This is a genomic window from Luteimicrobium sp. DT211, assembly GCF_049844995.1.
Taxonomy (GTDB): domain Bacteria; phylum Actinomycetota; class Actinomycetes; order Actinomycetales; family Cellulomonadaceae; genus Luteimicrobium.
The window spans coordinates 428,189-444,824 of sequence record NZ_JBNCMC010000001.1 but is presented as its reverse complement, the minus strand read 5'-3'; the positions used below and the strand labels follow the sequence as shown (position 1 = coordinate 444,824).

General features: G+C 73.2%; 18 protein-coding genes. 8 read left to right on the top strand and 10 right to left on the bottom strand.

Annotated elements, in window-relative coordinates; all coding sequences use genetic code 11:
* Positions 1-119: 119 nt before the first annotated feature.
* Complete coding sequence (locus ACLQ14_RS02060; protein ID WP_425809358.1) at positions 120-1,529, bottom strand: ABC transporter substrate-binding protein; 1,410 nt, start codon at positions 1,527-1,529, stop codon at positions 120-122.
* Between the two features lie 198 nt (positions 1,530-1,727).
* Here ACLQ14_RS02060 and ACLQ14_RS02055 point away from each other — a divergent pair, with 198 nt between their 5' ends.
* Together ACLQ14_RS02055 and ACLQ14_RS02050 are read left to right on the top strand one after the other, a co-directional pair.
* A complete protein-coding gene (locus ACLQ14_RS02055) occupies positions 1,728-2,801 on the top strand; it encodes a LacI family DNA-binding transcriptional regulator (protein WP_425809356.1) in 1,074 nt (357 codons plus the stop codon).
* A gap of 234 nt (positions 2,802-3,035) precedes the next feature.
* Entirely contained in the window at positions 3,036-3,767 is a 732-nt protein-coding gene (locus ACLQ14_RS02050; protein WP_425809354.1) for a hypothetical protein, read from the top strand.
* Between the two features lie 20 nt (positions 3,768-3,787).
* On the opposite strand, the gene ACLQ14_RS02045 is transcribed toward ACLQ14_RS02050, so the two are convergent.
* A complete protein-coding gene (locus ACLQ14_RS02045; protein WP_425809352.1) occupies positions 3,788-5,416 on the bottom strand; it encodes an ABC-F family ATP-binding cassette domain-containing protein in 1,629 nt (542 codons plus the stop codon).
* Positions 5,417-5,678: 262 nt separating this feature from the next.
* On the opposite strand from ACLQ14_RS02045, the gene ACLQ14_RS02040 reads away from it, so the two are divergent.
* On the top strand, positions 5,679-6,179 hold the full coding sequence (locus tag ACLQ14_RS02040) for a pyrimidine dimer DNA glycosylase/endonuclease V (protein WP_425810178.1): 501 nt from the start codon (positions 5,679-5,681) through the stop codon (positions 6,177-6,179).
* Here ACLQ14_RS02040 and ACLQ14_RS02035 read toward each other — a convergent pair.
* The 3 genes from ACLQ14_RS02035 to ACLQ14_RS02025 all read right to left on the bottom strand — a co-directional run bounded on the left by ACLQ14_RS02035 (position 6,118) and on the right by ACLQ14_RS02025 (position 8,095).
* Complete coding sequence (locus ACLQ14_RS02035) at positions 6,118-6,654, bottom strand: DUF1992 domain-containing protein (protein WP_425809350.1); 537 nt, start codon at positions 6,652-6,654, stop codon at positions 6,118-6,120. The two genes, ACLQ14_RS02040 and ACLQ14_RS02035, sit on opposite strands and share 62 nt — an antisense overlap.
* Entirely contained in the window at positions 6,647-7,033 is a 387-nt protein-coding gene (locus tag ACLQ14_RS02030) for a cupin domain-containing protein (RefSeq protein WP_425809348.1), read from the bottom strand. The genes ACLQ14_RS02035 and ACLQ14_RS02030 overlap by 8 nt, the downstream gene beginning before the upstream one ends.
* A 363-nt stretch (positions 7,034-7,396) precedes the next feature.
* Entirely contained in the window at positions 7,397-8,095 is a 699-nt protein-coding gene (locus ACLQ14_RS02025; RefSeq protein WP_425809346.1) for an HAD-IA family hydrolase, read from the bottom strand.
* A gap of 150 nt (positions 8,096-8,245) precedes the next feature.
* Here ACLQ14_RS02025 and ACLQ14_RS02020 point away from each other — a divergent pair, with 150 nt between their 5' ends.
* Positions 8,246-9,517, top strand: a complete 1,272-nt coding sequence (locus ACLQ14_RS02020; RefSeq protein ID WP_425809344.1) for a low temperature requirement protein A — start codon at positions 8,246-8,248, stop codon at positions 9,515-9,517.
* On the opposite strand, the gene ACLQ14_RS02015 is transcribed toward ACLQ14_RS02020, so the two are convergent.
* Positions 9,424-11,586: an MMPL family transporter gene (locus tag ACLQ14_RS02015; protein WP_425809342.1), complete on the bottom strand. Its 2,163-nt coding sequence runs from the start codon at positions 11,584-11,586 to the stop codon at positions 9,424-9,426. The genes ACLQ14_RS02020 and ACLQ14_RS02015 overlap by 94 nt on opposite strands.
* Positions 11,587-11,594: 8 nt before the next feature.
* Entirely contained in the window at positions 11,595-11,828 is a 234-nt protein-coding gene (locus tag ACLQ14_RS02010) for a PLD nuclease N-terminal domain-containing protein (protein WP_425809340.1), read from the bottom strand.
* Between the two features lie 169 nt (positions 11,829-11,997).
* Between ACLQ14_RS02010 and ACLQ14_RS02005 the strand changes: the two genes are divergently transcribed.
* The gene (locus ACLQ14_RS02005) at positions 11,998-13,038 is read left to right on the top strand and encodes an NAD(P)-dependent alcohol dehydrogenase (protein ID WP_425809338.1); all 1,041 of its coding nucleotides are present in this window, start codon (positions 11,998-12,000) and stop codon (positions 13,036-13,038) included.
* Positions 13,039-13,045: 7 nt separating this feature from the next.
* Here ACLQ14_RS02005 and ACLQ14_RS02000 read toward each other — a convergent pair whose 3' ends face one another.
* Positions 13,046-13,426, bottom strand: coding sequence for a VOC family protein (locus tag ACLQ14_RS02000; RefSeq protein WP_425809336.1), 381 nt, complete (start codon positions 13,424-13,426; stop codon positions 13,046-13,048).
* 142 nt (positions 13,427-13,568) lie between these two features.
* On the opposite strand from ACLQ14_RS02000, the gene ACLQ14_RS01995 reads away from it, so the two are divergent.
* The 3 genes from ACLQ14_RS01995 to ACLQ14_RS01985 all read left to right on the top strand — a co-directional run bounded on the left by ACLQ14_RS01995 (position 13,569) and on the right by ACLQ14_RS01985 (position 15,243).
* The gene (locus ACLQ14_RS01995) at positions 13,569-14,516 is read left to right on the top strand and encodes a DNA-3-methyladenine glycosylase family protein (RefSeq protein WP_425809334.1); all 948 of its coding nucleotides are present in this window, start codon (positions 13,569-13,571) and stop codon (positions 14,514-14,516) included.
* A 101-nt stretch (positions 14,517-14,617) separates the two neighbouring features.
* Positions 14,618-14,860 carry a type II toxin-antitoxin system prevent-host-death family antitoxin gene (locus tag ACLQ14_RS01990; protein ID WP_425809332.1) on the top strand — a complete coding sequence of 81 codons (243 nt, stop codon included), beginning with the start codon at positions 14,618-14,620 and terminating at the stop codon, positions 14,858-14,860.
* Positions 14,857-15,243, top strand: a complete 387-nt coding sequence (locus ACLQ14_RS01985) for a type II toxin-antitoxin system VapC family toxin (RefSeq protein WP_425809330.1) — start codon at positions 14,857-14,859, stop codon at positions 15,241-15,243. Before ACLQ14_RS01990 ends, ACLQ14_RS01985 begins: the two co-directional genes overlap by 4 nt.
* Here ACLQ14_RS01985 and ACLQ14_RS01980 read toward each other — a convergent pair.
* Together ACLQ14_RS01980 and ACLQ14_RS01975 are read right to left on the bottom strand one after the other, a co-directional pair.
* The gene (locus ACLQ14_RS01980) at positions 15,240-15,878 is read right to left on the bottom strand and encodes a hypothetical protein (protein ID WP_425809328.1); all 639 of its coding nucleotides are present in this window, start codon (positions 15,876-15,878) and stop codon (positions 15,240-15,242) included. The genes ACLQ14_RS01985 and ACLQ14_RS01980 overlap by 4 nt on opposite strands.
* A gap of 122 nt (positions 15,879-16,000) precedes the next feature.
* Complete coding sequence (locus ACLQ14_RS01975; RefSeq protein ID WP_425809326.1) at positions 16,001-16,576, bottom strand: ClpP family protease; 576 nt, start codon at positions 16,574-16,576, stop codon at positions 16,001-16,003.
* Between the last annotated feature and the right edge of the window lie 60 nt (positions 16,577-16,636).

Genomic DNA, 16,636 nt, shown 5'->3' with positions numbered 1-16,636 from the left:
TGTTCCCAATCCGTGGAGAAGACCATCGAAACATGGCGCCGGCCGGTGGGCGGAGCGGAGCCCACCGACCGGCGCACGGGACCGGCCCAGGTCCGGATGACGGGCCGGAGCTCGGAGCGTCAGCTCGCGGAGTCGATCGCGCGCTGCGCCTGCGTCTGGGCGTCGGACAGGAGCTTGTCGACGTCCGCGTCCTGCTTCGTGAGGATGCTCTGGACCACCGGGTCGAGCTTCGCGTAGACGTCCTGCGTGGCGACGCCCGGCTCGGGCACGAGCGGCTGCTCGAAGACGTGCTGCGTGTAGCCGGTCATCTGGTCGAGCGGCACGTTGACGTACGGCTTGATCCACTCCTGCTGCTGCTCGTAGGTCTTCTGGTCGAAGATCGGGAGCTGCGGCGCGCCGACCGGCTGCTTGTTGGCGACGGACTGCTGCGCGGAGGTGACGGCGGCGTCCTTGTCGATGAGCTGCTGGACGTAGTAGAAGTCGATCCACTTCACGGACGCGATCTGCGCCTGCTGGTCAGCCTTGGCGCTGACCGCGGCGAGCGTGCCGCCGCCGAGGACGCCGGCGTCGTCGCCCTGGAGCGGCAGGACCGTGAGGCCGTAGTCCTTCATGTCCATGTCGTTCTGCGTGATGAGGTTCGGCAGGTTGCCGCCGCCCGACACGTACATGCCGATCTTGCCGGCGGCGAAGTCCTGGTTGATGCCGTTCCAGTCGTAGAGGAAGTTGGCGCCCATCGAGTGGTCGGTCCAGCGCAGGTCGTGGAGGAACTGGGCGACCTGCTTGGCCTGGTCCGTGGCGATCGTCGCGGTGGTAGTGGTGCCGTCCGTGGCCTCGACCCTGCCGCCGAACGCGTTCACCATCGTGGTGAAGATCCAGCCGCCGGTGTTGTCCTTGGTCATCATCGCCAGGCCGGCCTGGCCGGTCTTGTCCGCGATCTGCTTGGCGTCGGTGCGGACCTCGTCCCAGGTGGTCGGGGGCTTGTCGGGGTCGAGGCCGGCCTGCGTGAACAGCGTCCGGTTGTAGTGCAGCCCCTGGCCGTAGGCGGCGATCGGGACGGCCCACATCGCGCCGTCGGCGTCCTCGCCCTCCGCGGCGATGTTCTCGTTGAAGCTCTTCGCGTACGGGAGCTGGGACACGAGGCCGCTGACGTTCGCGATCTGCTGCTGCGCGATGAGTCCGCGGCCGTCCGTGAACGGGATCGGGAAGACGTCGGGGAGCGTGCCGCCGGCGAGGTCGGCGGTGAAGGTCGTGGCGGTCCAGGTGTACTCCTGTGACTTGACCGTGATGAGCGGGTTGGCCTTCTCGAAGGCCACCACGCGCGCGTCGAACTGGTCCCTGGCGTCCTTGCTCAGGCCCTTGTCGATCGCGACGGTGATGGTGACCGGGCCGCTCAGCGTCGCTGCGGCCGTGGGACTCGTGCTCTTGTCGGCGGCACCGCTGTCGCCGCTGCTGCATGCTGCGAGCGTGCCGAGGGCGAGCGCGCTGAGCCCGAGGGCGGCGGCGGCTCGTCCCGTGATCGATGACTTCATCGTCTTCTCCTTGGGGGTCCGGCGGGGTGGCCGGGGTCCGGGCGGGGGCGCCGCCGCCGCCGAGCTCGCCCGGCAGGTTTAGCGCTACACGTTTAACGCTAAATGCCGATAGGATCGGCCGTCAAGACGCCGAGCGAGCCAGAACGGTCACGATGTGGTCACGGCCGCGCGGCGGAGTCGCTCACGACAGGAGGCACGGTGGCCCGCGTCACCCTCAAGGACATCGCCCACGAGGCCGGCGTCAGCGTCATGACCGTGTCGAACGTCGTGAACGGCAACCTCGGCCGGGTCTCGCCAACCACCGCCGACGAGGTCCGCCGCGTCATCGCCGCCCGCGGCTACGTGCCCAACGGCTCCGCCCAGTCCCTCGCCGCCGGCCGCACCCGGCTCGTCGGGCTCCTCGTGCCGCCCGGGACCGCCGACCAGAGCCTCCTCGTGAGCGCGCACGACGTCGGCGTCGTCGGCGCCGTCGAGGCCACCCTGCGTTCGCACGACAACCACCTCATGCTCCGCAGCGCCGGCACCGCCGACGACGTCCGCGAGTCCGTGCGTCGCTGGAACCTCGACGGGATCGTCGTCATGAACTACACCGACGCCGAGCTCGAGGCCCTCGAGCTCCCCCGCGACACGCCCGTCGTGCTCGTCGACGCGTACGAGCGGGAGGGCGCGGACCAGCGCGAAGGCGCGGACGGCGATGCGGGGGTGTCGCCGGTGCCCGTCGCGCGCGTGGGGTCCGACGACGCGCAGGGCGGGCGGCTGGCCGCCGAGCACCTGCTCGCGCTCGGGCACCGGCGCATCGTGTTCTGCGGCCCGACGACGACCCCCAGCCGCGTCGTCGCCGAACGCCTCCGCGGGTTCCGCGCGGCCCTCGCCGCGGCCGGGGTCGCGTGGGACGACACGCTCGTCGTGCCCGCGAACACCAGCTTCGAGGAGGGGCTGCGCGCCGGTGGCGTCGTGGCGGCCTCGCACCCCGAGGCGACGGCCGTCCTCGCGACCGCCGACATCCTTGCCGCGGGCCTCGCCAAGGCGCTCGCGCGGGCGGGGCGGCGCGTCCCCGAGGACGTGTCCGTCGTCGGCTACGACGACACCGACGTCGCCGAGTACGTGACCCCGAGCCTCACCACCGTCCGGCAGGACGTCGTCGCCAAGGGCCGGACGGCCGCCTCCCTGCTGCTATCGATGATCGACGGCGAGCGCCCGGCCGACCCCGCGCGGCTCGGCGTCGAGCTCGTGGTCCGCGAGTCCACGGCCCCCGCCCCCTCGCCGAAGTAGTACGGCCGCCGTACTACCTCGCGAAGTAGACGGGCGGCCCGAATACCTCGGCGCCGAACATGCGGCGGCCGGACACGGTCACAGGTGCGTCACGACTCGCGTCCGCGCAGGTCGGACGGGCGACGCCGCTGCTAGCGTCGCGAGCATCCGGACGGACGAGGGGGTTCCGTGCACGCACACCGACGCGGCCGCGCCGTAACGTTCGCCGCTGCCCTGGCTGCTCCGCTCTTCCTGATGCTCGCCCTCCCGACGACGGCCCGCGCCGCCGAGCCCGTGCCACCTCCGGCTCCGGGCACGACGGCGCCGTTGGCAGTCCTCGCGTCGGTCGCACCCGGCGGGCAGACGTACCGCACGGCGGCCCACTACATCCTCGACGCGCCCGACAGCGAGACGGCCGTCGCCGAGGGTCTGACGCTGGGCACGCCCCACGCGCTGCTCTACTACGACGACGCTGGCCGGACGTCGTCCGCCCTCGGAGGGAACGAGCTCGTCTCGCCGGAGGGTGGGGTCGACTGGGTCGTCCTCGCCCACCAGGACGGCGCGACGGTGGGCATGTTCACCCTCCACGACGACGGCCGGGTCGATTCCTACGGAGGTGGAGCCGGTGCGGCCTTCGACGTCGCCCTCGAGGCGCTGCCCGCGGACACGCTGGTGCTCATCGCGGGACCGCCGTCGCAGCCCCACTACTACACGGTGAGCGACGACCGCAGGACCGTGAGCCCACTCGACCAGTCCGCGAGGGAGGCCACGGGCGTCAAGGCTCTGAGCACGTCGGCGTTCCGCTCAGCGCAGCGCGAGGTCTACACCACCTGGCTCGCGACGTCCGACGGCGGCGTGCCGGAGACGCCTCCGGCCGGCACGGACGTCGCGTGGTCGTTCGCGATCCTGGGAGCAGTCGCGGCAGGCGGCATCATGTGGGCGGTGCTGGCCAACCGCCGTCGCCAACGTCTCGGCTCGGCGGCCTGAAACGACCCAGCCGACGACAGTCAGGAAGCGAGGCGCACAGCGCCCCCGCGCTCGACCTCCCACCGCGTCCCGACCTCGACCCCCGCCCCGATCCGCTGGAGGAACGCGTCGTCGTGGCTGACGACGAGCAGCGCGCCGCGGTATCCGTCGAGGGCCTCGGCGAGCTGGTCGACGCTGGCGAGGTCGAGGTTGTTGGTGGGCTCGTCGAGAACCAGGAGCTGCGGCGGCGGGTCGGCGAGCAGCACACGGGCCAGCGCGACCCGGAACCGCTCCCCTCCGGAGAGGCTCCGGACGGGCCGGTCGACCGTCGCCCCGCGCAGGAGGAACCTCGCCAGCCGGTTCCGCACCTCACCCGGGGTGAGCTCCGGGGAGCCGGAGCGCACGGTGTCGAGGACGCTCGCGTCGTCGTCGGGAAGGGTGAGGCGCTGCGCGAGGTAGCCGACGCGGTCGGTGAGCAGGCACCCGCGGGGCTGGCCCTGCGCGGGCCGGAGCCCCAGGAGCTCCTCGATCAGCGTGGTCTTGCCGGCGCCGTTCGGGCCGCCGAGGACGACACGCTCGGGCCCCTGCAGGACGACGGGCCGACCGTCGGAGCCGTCGAGCTCGAGCAGCCGACGCCCGCTGGGCACCTCGGTGCCGGGCAGGTCGACGTGGATGTGATCGTCGTCGCGGACCCGTGACTCGGCCTCGTCGACGGCGGCGCGCGCCCGGTCGAGGCGCTCGTCGGCGTTGGCGCGGGTCTTGCCGGCGGTCGCCTCGGCGGCGTTCTTGCGGGCGTTCGCGAGGATCTTCGGCATGTTCTCGGCGGCCTTCTTCCCGGCCTTGGCCGACCGCGCGATCTTGGTCTCCGCCTCGATCCGCTCGCGCTTCTCCGTGCGCAGCCGCTGCTCGGCGGTCCGGACGGCGCGTGCCGCGGCCTCCTGCTGGACCGCGAGGTGCTCCTCGTAGTCGGTGAACGTCCCGCCGAACACCTCGAGCGAGCCTTCGCGGAGCTCCGCGGTGGAGTCCATGAGTTCGAGCAGGGTGCGGTCGTGACTCACGACGACGAGCGTCCCCCGCCACGCCTCGACCATCGCGTAGAGGCGCGCGCGGGCGTCGCGGTCGAGGTTGTTGGTGGGCTCGTCGAGGAGCGTCACCGGGGTGGCGGCGGCGCGGAGCCCCGCGAGCGCCGTCAGGATGGTCTCACCGCCGGACAGGGTGCGGGCGGGTCGGTCGAGATCGGCGGCGCCGAGCCCGGCGGACCGCGCGGCGTCGGCGGCCCGCTGCTCGACCTCCCAGTCGTCGGCGAGCGCGTCGAACGCGGCCTCGAGGGCCGCGGGGTCGGCCGTGCCCGACTCGATGAGGCGGAACGCGCGCAGCCGCGCCCCGACGCCGAGCAGGTCGGCGACGGACGCACCGTCGTCCCGCACGGTGAGGTGCTGTGGCAGGTACGCGACGTCGCCGGTGGTCCGGACGGACCCGGAGGTCGGGGCGAGCTCGCCCGCGACCAGGCGCAGCAGCGTGGACTTGCCGGCACCGTTGCGGCCGACGAGGCCGGTCCGCCCGGCGGTGAACGACGCGGTGAGGTCGCGCAGCGCGACGGCCCCGTCGGGCCAGGCGAACGTCAGGCGGGTGAGGACGACGGAGGGTGCAGCAGAGGGACGAAAGGCCATGGAGGGCTCCCGGGGTTCGGCGAGACTGCGCCGACCACCCCTGCGAGCGTGCGCTCGAGCAGCGGGTGGGTCAGCGCGTGGACGCTGAGCGGGGAGCGATCCTCACCGGGTGCCTTCCGTCGGGGGCAGGGGGATGCCCCGACGCGGTGGCGCGTGGGGGCACCCGCCCACTGTCGCATGCCCCGACGAACAGCGCCAGGGTTTATGCCGAGGGCCGAGCGTGACGGGTAGCGTCGCCGGTACGGCGACGATCGGAGGCAGCGTGCGGCTGTGGAGCGTGCACCCGCGGTACCTGGACCGCCAGGGGCTGACGGCGTGCTGGCGCGAGGCGCTGCTCGCGCAGGCGGTGCTCGCCGGCCGGACGACCGGCTACCGCCACCACCCGCAGCTCGAGCGCTTCAGGGCCACCCCGGACCCGCTCGTGTCGGTCGGCGCCTATCTCGCGGCCGTCGCCGAGGAGGCGACGGCCCGGGCCTACCGGTTCGACCGTGCCCGCATCGAGCGCCCGCCCGACGCCGCGGCCGAACAGATCGCGCCGATACCCGTGCCAGACGGCCAGCTCGCCCACGAGTGGAGCCGTCTGCGAGCGAAGCTCACGGACCGGAGTCCCGACGTCGCAGCGCGGTGGGCGGCCGTCGCGAGGCCGGACCCGCACCCGTCGTTCGTCGTCGTGCCGGGGCCGGTCGCCCCCTGGGAGCGCGTCAGCGACGGTTCCGCTGCCGCCAGCGCACGACCTCGCCGTCGACGTCCCGGAGGGGCGTGACGACGGGCGGGCCGCCCAGCAGCTGACGCCGGGCCTCGACCACACGGCGGTTGAACTCCTCGAGCACCTCCCGGACGCGCGCCTCCGAGAACTCTCGGTCGAGCCGCGCGTCGAGCTCGGCGACGTCCTTGCGGAGCTGGAACGCCTCAGGCAGCACGCCGGTGATCTGCTCGCGCTCGACGAGGCTCTTGATCCACCAGTCGGGGTCGTGATGGGTGCCGAGGTTGGGGATCGGCTTGCCCGCGAGGGGCAGGTCGTCGAATTCCCCGCGCTCGATGGCCTCGTCGACCAGGTGGTCCACCCACCGCGACCGCAGCTCGAGCTGGTGACGGGCGCGCAGGCGCGCCTGCGGCGAGTGCGGGTTCTCGGTGCGCCGGTTCTCGTCCTCCCGACGACGGCGCTCGGCTCGCCGCTCGGCCGGCTCGGGATCGCCGCGGCCGTCCGCAGGCTCGGAGGCTGGCGCAACGTCAGTCATCCGCGGCAGGCTCCTGGAGCTCGGCGGTCCGCTCGCCGCCGGCGTCGCCGGTGTTGACCGTGCCCCGCGGCTCGAACAGCAGGGCCGTCACCGCGCCCTCGGTACGCGGGCAGTGCTCAACGCCGCGCGGGACCACGTAGACGTCGCCGGGGCCGAGCTCCACGTCGTGGCGCTTGCCCTCCGCATCGCGCTGCTGGATGACGAGGCGCCCCGAGCGCACCATGAACAGCTCGTCCGTCTCCGGGTGGGAGTGCCAGACGAACTCGCCCTCCAGCCGCACGGCTTTGACGTCGTAGTCGTTGACGCTGACCAGCCGCCTGGGCTGCCAGGTGTCGTCGAAGGAGTCGAACGCAGCGGCGAGGTTGACGACGTCGGCCATGGTCCGACCCTACGAGCGGCGCCGCGTCGTAGCGAGACCAGCCTCCACAACCCGTCCCGACAGCCGGGCCAGATGCCCGTTTCGCCCGCGTGTCACACCCCGACACGCTGAAGCTGCTGGCGGGCTGTGTAGGTGGGTCGCGCGACAACGCCGCAACTCAGCCGGCAACGGTCGCCGACGCCGGAGCGGGCATGTCGAACCATCGAGACCGCGCATCCGCATCACCGGGCTGCCTGACACGCGCGACCACGGGATCCCAGACTGCCGAACACAGGACGTCGGCCTGTCCGGCCGTCCGGACAGGCCGAGATCCCGTGTTCGGCGGAGGGATGGGTGCCGGAGGGAGGGTGGGAGCGGGAGCGATCAGGCCGCGGGGCGCAGGACGATGGCGTCGCCCTCGACGACGGCACTCACGTCCGCGAGCGAGCCCACCACCCAGTCGGCCTCGGCGAGCTCGGACGCGGGGTACGTCGTCGTCAGCGCGAGCACTCGCATCCCGGCCGCCTTGCCCGCGGCGATGCCGGCGGGCGCGTCCTCGACGACGACGCACGCATCGGTCTCGAGGATCCCGAGCCGGTCCGCAGCCTGCAGGTAGGGCTCGGGGTGCGGCTTGCCGAGCTCGACGTCCTGGGACGTCACCATGACCGGCGGCAAGGGCAGCGCGAGAGCCTCGACGCTCGACCCAGCGAGGCGCCGGTCGCCGCTGGTGACGATCGCCCACCGGTCACCGGCGTCGCGGGCGAGGATCGTGACGAGGTCCTGCGCGCCGGGCATCCAGAGCACGTGGCCGGCGGCCGGGTCGGCCATCCGCCGCAGCAGCTCGTCGGTGAGCGCGTCCCGCTCGTCGGGGGCGAGGCGCCCCGGGAGCGCCAGCTCGAGCGCCTGCGACCCGGGGATCCCGTGGATGTACGGCTCGAGGGTCGAGAACGGGACGCCGAGCCGGTCGGCGCCCCACCGCCACGCGGCCTCGACCTTCTCCGTGGTGTCGACGAGCGTGCCGTCGAGGTCGAGCAGGAGGGCGGCGGCGCGGACGCCGTCGTCGGGCAGGGGGCGGGGGCTCACGCGCGTCAGACTACCGGCGGGGCGCCGCCGGCCGGCCCGACCGGGAGGGCTGCACGCCCGCCTGCGACGGCCGAGGGGTGGCGCTGCCAGGGTCCCGGCCAGGGTGTCCGACGGACGCGGCGACCGACCCGCAGGACGGACCGTCGTCCCATGGACACGACCACCACCCGCCCCCAGGCCCGCGGGGCCCTCGGCGTCGTCCCGGTCCGCTCGAGCCACCGCGTCACGATGTTCGAGATCTTCTTCGACCTCGTGTTCGTGTTCGCGATCACGCGGGTCGTCGCCTACCTCGAGCAGGACCACGGCCCGACCGCGCCCGTGCAGGGGCTGGTGCTCCTGCTGCTCCTGTGGTGGGCGTGGTCGGCGTTCACCTGGCTCGGCAACCGGGTCCGCGCTGACCGCGGCTTCGTCAAGCTCGGCATGGTCGCGGCCATGGCGGGGCTGTTCCTGGCGGGAGTCGTCGCGCCGGGCGCCTGGCAGCCGGACGGCGGCCCGATCGACGCGCCGCTCGTCCTCGCTCTCGCGTTCGCGGCCGTCCGCGTGACGTACGTGCTGCTGTTCCGGGCGGCCGCGCAGAACGACCCCCGGCTGCGCACCCAGATCACGCTCGACCTCGTCCCCCAGGGCATCTCGAGCGTGCTGCTCGTCGTCGGGGCGGTGCTCGGCGGAACCACGCAGACGGTGCTCTGGTCGTGCGCGCTCCTCGTCGACTTCGCAGGCGGGCGGATCACGTCCGGGTACCGCGGCTGGCGGATCGTGAGCCCCGGGCACTTCGTGGAGCGGCACGGCCTGGTCGTGATCATCGCGTTCGGCGAGACCCTCGTGGCCGCGGGCACAGGCGCCGGCGACCGCGTGATGCGCTGGCCCGTCGTCGCGGCGGCGAGCCTGGGCTTCCTGCTCGCCGCGACGCTCTGGTCGGCGTACGCCGCGCGTCTCGCGGGCGCAGCGGGCGGCGTGCTCGCCGCGGCGTCCGCACGCCGCCGGGCCGAGCTCGCGCGCGACGGCTACGCCCTCGGCCACGCGCCGGTCGTCGTCGGGATCGTGGCCCTGGCACTCGGGCTGCGGCTCCTCCTCGCGGACGCCGACGACGGCGCCCCGGCCGGCTGGACGGCCACCGCTGCGCTCACCGGCGGCGTCGCGCTCTACCTGCTCGCGCTCGAGCTCGTCCGCTGGGTCATGCTCCGCGAGCTGCACGCCGCGCCGATGCTCGGCGTCCTGGCGCTCGTCGACGTCGCCGTCGGGACGCACACCGGCCCGGCCCTCCTCGTGCTCGGGCTCACGACCGCCGTCGTCGTGACGGTCGTAGCCGTCGAGCAGGTGGGCACGCGTCAGACCCGGTCCCGGCGGCGGTCCGACCGGGCGACGCCGCCGTCGTCGCGCCACAACCGCGACGGCCACCAGATCGGTGCGCCGATGTCGTAGGACAGGGCCGGGACCAGCAGCGACCGGACGACGAGGGTGTCCACCAGCACACCGAACGCGACGATGAACGCGATCTGCGCGAGGAACAGGATCGGGATGACGCCGAGCGCGGCGAACGTCGCCGCGAGGACGAGCCCCGCGGACGTGATCACGCCGCCCGTCACCGCGAGCCCCCGCAGGATCCCCTGCCGCGTGCCGTGCTCCAGCGACTCCTCGCGCACCCGCGTCATGAGAAAGATGTTGTAGTCGATGCCGAGCGCCACCAGGAACACGAAGCCGTAGAGGGGCACCGCCGGATCGGCGCCGGGGAGCCCGAACACGTGGTCGAACACGAGCGCGGAGACCCCGAGAGAGGCCGCGAACGAGAGGACGACAGAGAGCACCAGGAGCACGGGCGCCAGGACGGCGCGGAGCAGCAGCACCAGGATCAGCAGGATCACGACGAGGACGATCGGGATGATCGTGTTCCGGTCGTGGATCGAGGCGTCGTTCGAGTCGACTGCGACCGCCGTCACCCCACCGACGAGGATGCCGTCGTCCACGGCGGCGAGATCCGCGCGGAGGGAGCGGACGACGTCCTCCGCGGCGTCCGAGTCCGCCGGGTCGCTCAGGGTGGCCTCGAGCAGCACGTCGCCGTCGACGACCGTCGGGGCCGGCGTCGCGCCCTGCACCGGCTGGACCCCGTCCGCGGTGACCGGCGCGGTCCCGCTCGGCACACCCTTCGCCGCGACCGACACCGACGAGACGCCGTCGTGCCCGACCAGCACCCCGGCCATCCGCTCGAGCTCGGACGACGGCCCGACGACGAGCGCCGGGCTGCCGGAACCCCCCGGAAAGTGCTCGGCCAGGACGTCCTGGCCGTCCCGCGCCTCCGAGTGACCGAGGACGAGGTCGCTCTGGGGCACGCCGTCGGCCTTGAGCTGGACGAGCCCCGTGGCCGCAGCGAGGAGGACCAGGGTGCAGACCACCCAGATCGTGCGCGGCGCGCCGGAGATCCAGCGCGCGACCCGCGCCCACAGCCCGCGGGCCTGCGGCCCGACGACCGCCGGGTGCGCCGAGCCGAGATTCGGCCGGGCGGGCCAGAACGCCGCCCGCCCGCACAGCAGGAGCAGCGCCGGCAGGAGGGTCGTCGCGGCGAGCAGCGCGAAGACGATGCCGATCGAGGTGACCGGACCGAGCGCCTGGTTGGAGCTCAGGTCGCTGAGCAGCAGGCACAGCAGGCCGGCGATCACGGTGCCCGCCGACGCCACGACGGGCCAGAACGCCCCGCGCAGCGCGACCCAGGTGGCCCGCCACCGGCTCCGCTCGTCGCGCAGCGCCTCCCGGTACCGCGAGACGTAGAGCAGCGAGTAGTCGGTGGCCGCCCCGATCACGAGGATGAAGAGGATGCCCTGCACCTGGCCGTTGAGCTCGACGACGTCCCACTTCGCGAGCCACCAGACCACGAGGAGCGCCGCGCACAGCGCGAAGGTCGACGTCACCAGGACCAGCAGCGGCAGCAGGGGCGACCGGTAGACCACGACGAGGATGACGAACACGGCCGCGAGCGCCACGCCCAGCAGCAGGCCGTCGATGCCCTCGAACGCGGCGCCCAGGTCGCTGGCGAACCCGGCCGGTCCCGTCACGTAGGCGCGGACGCCGTCGGGCACGCTCGACGCGAGGTGCTCCCGGAGCCCCGCGACGTGCGCGTCGAGGTCGGCGTCGTCGGTCATCGGGACGAAGACCTGGGCCGCCTCGCCGTCGTCGGACACGATCGGGGGCGAGACGTCGCCGGCGACGCCCGGCAGCCCCGCGAGCGCCTTCGTGTCCTCGGTGATCGCCGCGACGTCGGGCGTGCTGAGCCCACCCGGGCGATGGAGCACGACGATGGCGGGCACCGCGTCGGAGTCGCTGAACTCCGGCTGGAGCGCCGCGACCTTGGTGGCGTCCGCGCTCGCGGGGAGGTAGCTCGCCTGGTCGTTGCTCGAGACCTCGGACACCCGTCCGAAGTAGGGGCCGCCGACGGCGGCGAGCGCGAGCCAGACGAGGACGAGGACGGCGGGCAGCGCGGCCCGCGCCCAGCGTGGCACCGAGTGGCTCAGTCGTTGAGGCCGAGGCCCTTGCGGCCCTTCGCGAAGTACGCGATCGGCCCCACCCAGTTGGCGAGCATCGCCACGCCCCAGGCGAGCTTCGAACCTTCGACCTCGTCGGCGGAGCGCTTCGCCAGGTCACGATAGCCCGCGACCGTCAGTGCGAGCTGCGCGAGCGACACGACGACCACCAGCACCTTCTTGCCGCCGCTGAGCTCGCTCCAGGACTGCTTGCGTGCCATGAGCACCTCCGCTTGGGTCCGACGACGATCCGTCCCGACGACGCTACGCGTGGTTCGTCCCTCGCGCGCGACGCACGGGCCGCCGTCGGGCGGGAGGGCTGGACGGGCGCGGTGGCGTCCGCCAGAGTCGGGGTCGGGCCACCACCGGCCCCCGGAGAAGGGACCCCGCATGCAGGCTGTCAAGCTCGTCGGACCGCACACCCTGGAGCTCCAGGACGTCCCCGTACCGGACGTCGGGCCGGACGAGGTGCTGGTGAGGATCGCCGGCGCCGGCCTGTGCCACTCCGACCTGCACGTGCTCCACATGGGCGAGGAGTGGCCGTTCTTCGGGAACACCGTCGGGCACGAGGGCGCGGGCTGGGTGGAGCGGACCGGCGCCGACGTCGACGGCCTGGCCCGCGGCGACGCGGTGCTGATCAGCGTCATCTGGGCGTGCGGCCGGTGCCGCGCCTGCGTCGAGGGCCGCGACAACGCGTGCGAGGTCAACGGCAGCCGCCTGCAGTTCCCGACGACGCCGGGTCTCGGTCCCGACGGTGCCATGGCGGAGTACATGGTCGTCAAGGCGCGGCAGCTCGACCGGATCGGCGACCTCGACCCGGTCGCCGCCGCTCCCCTCGCCGACGCCGGCGTCACGCCCATGCACGCGATCAACAGCGCCCGCGCCCGCCTCACACCGGGCTCGACGGCCGTCGTGATCGGCGTCGGCGGCCTCGGCCACCTGGGCCTGCAGATCCTCAAGGCGACCACGGCCGCCCGGATCGTCGCCGTCGACACCGACGACGCCAAGCTCGCGCTCGCACGCGAGCTCGGCGCCGACGTCGTCCTGAAGAGCGACGCCGACGCCGCGCGGAAGATCCTCGACCTGACGAACGGCTACGGCGCCGACGCCGTGTTCGACTTCGTGGGCGTGCAGCCCACCGTGGACCTCGCGACGGCGGTCGTCGCGCCCGAGGGCGCGCTGCGCTTCGTCGGGCTCGGCGGGGGCAGCTTCACGTTCGCGTCCGACCCGGGCACCGACGTCCTGCCGTGGGGCGTGAACGTCCAGCGCTCCTACGGCGGGACGCGCGCCGACCAGCTCCAGGTGATCGCGCTCGCGCAGCAGGGCAGGCTCTCCGTCGAGGTCCAGCGGTACCCGCTCGCGGAGTACCAGCGGGCGTTCGACGACCTGGAGGCCGGGAGGATCACCGGTCGGGCGGTGCTGATCCCGTAGCGGCCGATCAGCCCTCGACGACCGACAGCACGTTCCCCGCGGGGTCCGTGAACCACGCGATGAGCGGGCCGCCGCCACGGAAGACGCCGTCGGCGTCGGTCGCCATCGGCGTGCCCTCGTAGCGCTCGAACTCGACGTCGAGCGCCGTGAGCTCGGCGACCTTGGCGGTGACGTCCGGCACCGGGAAGTTCAGCACCGTGAAGGACGCCGGCTGGTGCGCCGCGCCCTTGTCGTACACGAACACGCCCGAGTCGCCGGGGACGAGGATCCGCATCCCCATCTCGTCGCGCTCCACCCGGAGCCCCAGGACGTCGGCGTAGAAGTGCTGGGCGGCGTCGAGGTCGTCGACGGAGAACCCGCTGAAACAGCTGTCGAACAGTGCGGCCATGGTGCGCTCCTCCTTGGCCCCGGCCGGGGATCGGCCGGGATGGGACCGGGACGGGCCGGCGCGCCGACCCACGCGTACCGACCCGTCCAGCGTCCCGCACTCATCGCCCGCGCGCCCACCCGCCGCCCGCGCGCGTGTGACCATGGACGCTGTGTCACCCGCGCTCGCCCCCGTCCGGCCCCGCACGGCCACCGGCTCGTTCCGGCTCGCCGCCGCCGTCGACGTGCGCGCGACGCTCCTCCCCCACCGCCGCGGCCCGCTCGACCCGGCGTTCCAGGTCGGGCCCGACGGCGCCGTCTGGCGCGCCACCCGCACGCCCGACGGCGCAGCGACCCTCCGCATCCTGGCGACCGGCCCGGACACGGTGACCGCGAGCGCCTGGGGGCCTGGCGCCGAGGCCGCGCTCGCCGCGGTGCCGGCGCTTCTCGGGGACGACGACCCCGAGGACTTCGACCCGCCGCCCGGCCGCGTCCGCGACGCCTGGCGGCGGACCCGGGCCGTGCGGATGACGCGCAGCGGCAACGTCCTCGAGGCGATCGTCCCGGCGGTCCTGGAGCAGCGGGTCGTCACCCGGCAGGCCCACGACGCGTGGCGGTGGCTGCTGCGCCGGCACGGCGAGCCCGCGCCCGGACCCGTCGCCGACCGCATGCGCGTGCCGCCGACCGCCGAGGTCTGGGCGTCCGTCCCGGTGTGGGACTTCCACCGCGCGGGGATCGACCCCGGACGTGCCCGGACCGTCGTGGCGTGCGCGCGCGTCGCCTCGTCGCTCCAGCGGTGCGCCGCACTCGACCCCGCCGAGGCACGGCGGCGCTGGCGGTCCCTGCCCGGCGTCGGCGTGTGGACGGCGGCCGAGGCGGCGCAGCGGGCGCTCGGCGACCCCGACGCGCTGGCCGTCGGAGACTTCCACCTCGCGGGGCAGGTCGGCTGGGCGCTCACCGGGGAGCGCGTCGACGACGACGGCATGCTCGCGCTCCTCGAGCCGTACCGCGGGCACCGGCACCGCGTGGCGAAGCACCTGCTCCTCGCGGGTTACGCGCGCGGTGTCCGGCGGGGGCCCCGCGTCCCGCTCGAGGACCACCGCAGACGCTGAGCGGGCGCCCGGACCTTGACGTGAGGCCCGCTCACGAGCACGCTGTACATCTAGCCAGGAGTTCTGGCCAGATCGGAGTGGCGACGGCTATGCAGGTCAATGTGCTCGAAGCGCGCAACAACCTTTCTCAGCTCATCGCGCGCGCCGCAGCGGGCGAGGACGTCGTCATCGCTAAGCGTGACGTCCCGGTCGTGCGTCTCGTTCCCGTGCGAGTCGACGTCGTGCACGGGCGAGGTGACCTCATCGTGCAGTGGCTGGACGACCACCCCCTCCCGGAGCGGCTCGCGCGCGATCCCGAGCTGCTCGACCTCGACGTTGCGGACGAACGAGAGGGCTGGGAGTGATCTACCTCGACAGCTGCCTCGTCATCTATGCCGTCGAGGACCGCGGGGCACGGGGCGACACCGTCCGCCGGCTGCTCGCTCGCGACGAGCTCTTCGCCGTCAGCCCGCTGGTGCACCTGGAGTGCCTCGTCGGCCCGATGCGCCGTAGGGACATCGACATCGAGGACCGGTACCGTGCGGCGCTCGAGCTGTTCCAGCAGGTCGATCTCGAACGCGCAGTCTTCCAGCGGGCGGCGAGGCTCCGGGCTGCGACGGGCATGAAGACGCCGGACGCGCTCCACGTGGCGGCCGCGCAGGTCCACGGCTGCGACGCCCTGTGGACCAACGACGACCGTCTGACAGCCGCGAGCCGCGGGTTCGCCGTCGGGATTCTCAACAGCTAGCCGAGGCCCGCGATCGCATCCTCCCAGGCCTGCCGCCCTGGGCCCTCAGGCTCGAACGGTGGCAAATCCGTGGCGAGTGCTCCGCTGAGCAGGTCGCCCACGAAACGCTGGAGGATGGCGGCCATTCGGTCGACATCCTGACGCTCAGGCAGCGGGATGTTGCCGTGGATGAGATCGCTTCGGGTGCTGTAGCAGCGTTTGAAGAAGGCAGCAGGCTTCCGACCGTCGTAGACCTTCTCTCCGAGGGTCGACGCAAGCTCTCGACCCGCTTGTCCGATCGACTGCACTCGGAGCCAATTGAGGCTGCGCACGAGCGACGCCTTCTCGGCATCGGGGAGGTTCGACGCCTTGGTGGATGCGATCAGTGCGTCGACGTGGTCCACCACTTCCGACGGGCGCTGCTTCGGCTCGATGAGCGCCTCAAGCGCGGCCATGAGCACGAGGAACCGCGCGTCGGGCTCGGTGACGCTGAAGGACGAGGAGTACACGGCGAAGGCCAGCCTGCGTCGGAGATCAACGAGGTGGCCACGACGGTAGGCGACCGCGGATTGACCTAAGTACCACACTGCCTGCAGGAAGCCCGGCGGCGACCCCGAGGTCAAGTTCAGATTCAGCGGCGGCAATGCCGCTGTCACCAAGCCGAAGCCTGAGCCGAAAGCTGTACGACCGCGCGACAACGGCATCGGCTTCAGGGCCCAGGGCGGAGGACATCGCCGCATCTTGGCAGGTTCGCATCGCTCGCGGCTAGCGGGCCCGGTCAGACGCCGACGGGCAGGGGCAGGTCGACGACGTGGTCGACGAGCCCGTACTCCTTGGCCTCCTCGGCGGTGAACCAGTGGTCGCGGTCGGCGTCGGCGACGATCCGCTCGACCGGCTGACCGGTCTGCTCGGCCGTGATCCGGGCCATGAGCTCCTTGGTCTGCTTGAGCTGTTCGGCCTGGATGCGGACGTCGGTGGTCGAGCCGCCGATCCCGCCGAGCGGCTGGTGCATGACGATGCGCGTGTGCGGGAGCGCGAACCGTTTGCCGGGCGTGCCCGCTGTGAGCAGCACCTGCGCCATCGACGCGGCGAAGCCCATGGCGACGGTCTGCACGTCGCACGGGACGAGGCGCATGGTGTCGAAGACGGCGAAGCCCGCCGACACCGACCCTCCGGGCGAGTTGATGTAGAGCTGGATGTCGGCCTGCGGGTCCTGGGCGGCGAGCAGCAGGATGCGGCCGCAGATCTCGTTGGCGTCGTCGTCGCGGACCTCGCGTCCGAGCACGACGATGCGGTGCTTGAGGAGCTCGCGGGCGAGCTCGCGGTCGACGGGGGCGGTGGTGTCCTCGGGCATGCTCCGAGTCTGCGACCCGGCTGTGCGCACCGACCCCGCGTTCTGCCCCGGGCCGATCTG

What these genes read in the sequence shown, in the direction of transcription:
- ACLQ14_RS02005 (WP_425809338.1), top strand. Translation starts at nt 11,998, where the DNA reads ATGCAGGCTGTCAAGCTCGTCGGACCGCACACCCTGGAGCTCCAGGAC.
- ACLQ14_RS02030 (WP_425809348.1), bottom strand. Translation starts at nt 7,033, where the DNA reads ATGGCCGACGTCGTCAACCTCGCCGCTGCGTTCGACTCCTTCGACGAC.
- ACLQ14_RS02020 (WP_425809344.1), top strand. Translation starts at nt 8,246, where the DNA reads ATGGACACGACCACCACCCGCCCCCAGGCCCGCGGGGCCCTCGGCGTC.
- ACLQ14_RS02010 (WP_425809340.1), bottom strand. Translation starts at nt 11,828, where the DNA reads ATGGCACGCAAGCAGTCCTGGAGCGAGCTCAGCGGCGGCAAGAAGGTG.
- ACLQ14_RS02045 (WP_425809352.1), bottom strand. Translation starts at nt 5,416, where the DNA reads ATGGCCTTTCGTCCCTCTGCTGCACCCTCCGTCGTCCTCACCCGCCTG.
- ACLQ14_RS02050 (WP_425809354.1), top strand. Translation starts at nt 3,036, where the DNA reads ATGCTCGCCCTCCCGACGACGGCCCGCGCCGCCGAGCCCGTGCCACCT.
- ACLQ14_RS02060 (WP_425809358.1), bottom strand. Translation starts at nt 1,529, where the DNA reads ATGAAGTCATCGATCACGGGACGAGCCGCCGCCGCCCTCGGGCTCAGC.
- ACLQ14_RS01995 (WP_425809334.1), top strand. Translation starts at nt 13,569, where the DNA reads ATGGACGCTGTGTCACCCGCGCTCGCCCCCGTCCGGCCCCGCACGGCC.
- ACLQ14_RS01975 (WP_425809326.1), bottom strand. Translation starts at nt 16,576, where the DNA reads ATGCCCGAGGACACCACCGCCCCCGTCGACCGCGAGCTCGCCCGCGAG.
- ACLQ14_RS02035 (WP_425809350.1), bottom strand. Translation starts at nt 6,654, where the DNA reads ATGACTGACGTTGCGCCAGCCTCCGAGCCTGCGGACGGCCGCGGCGAT.
- ACLQ14_RS02000 (WP_425809336.1), bottom strand. Translation starts at nt 13,426, where the DNA reads ATGGCCGCACTGTTCGACAGCTGTTTCAGCGGGTTCTCCGTCGACGAC.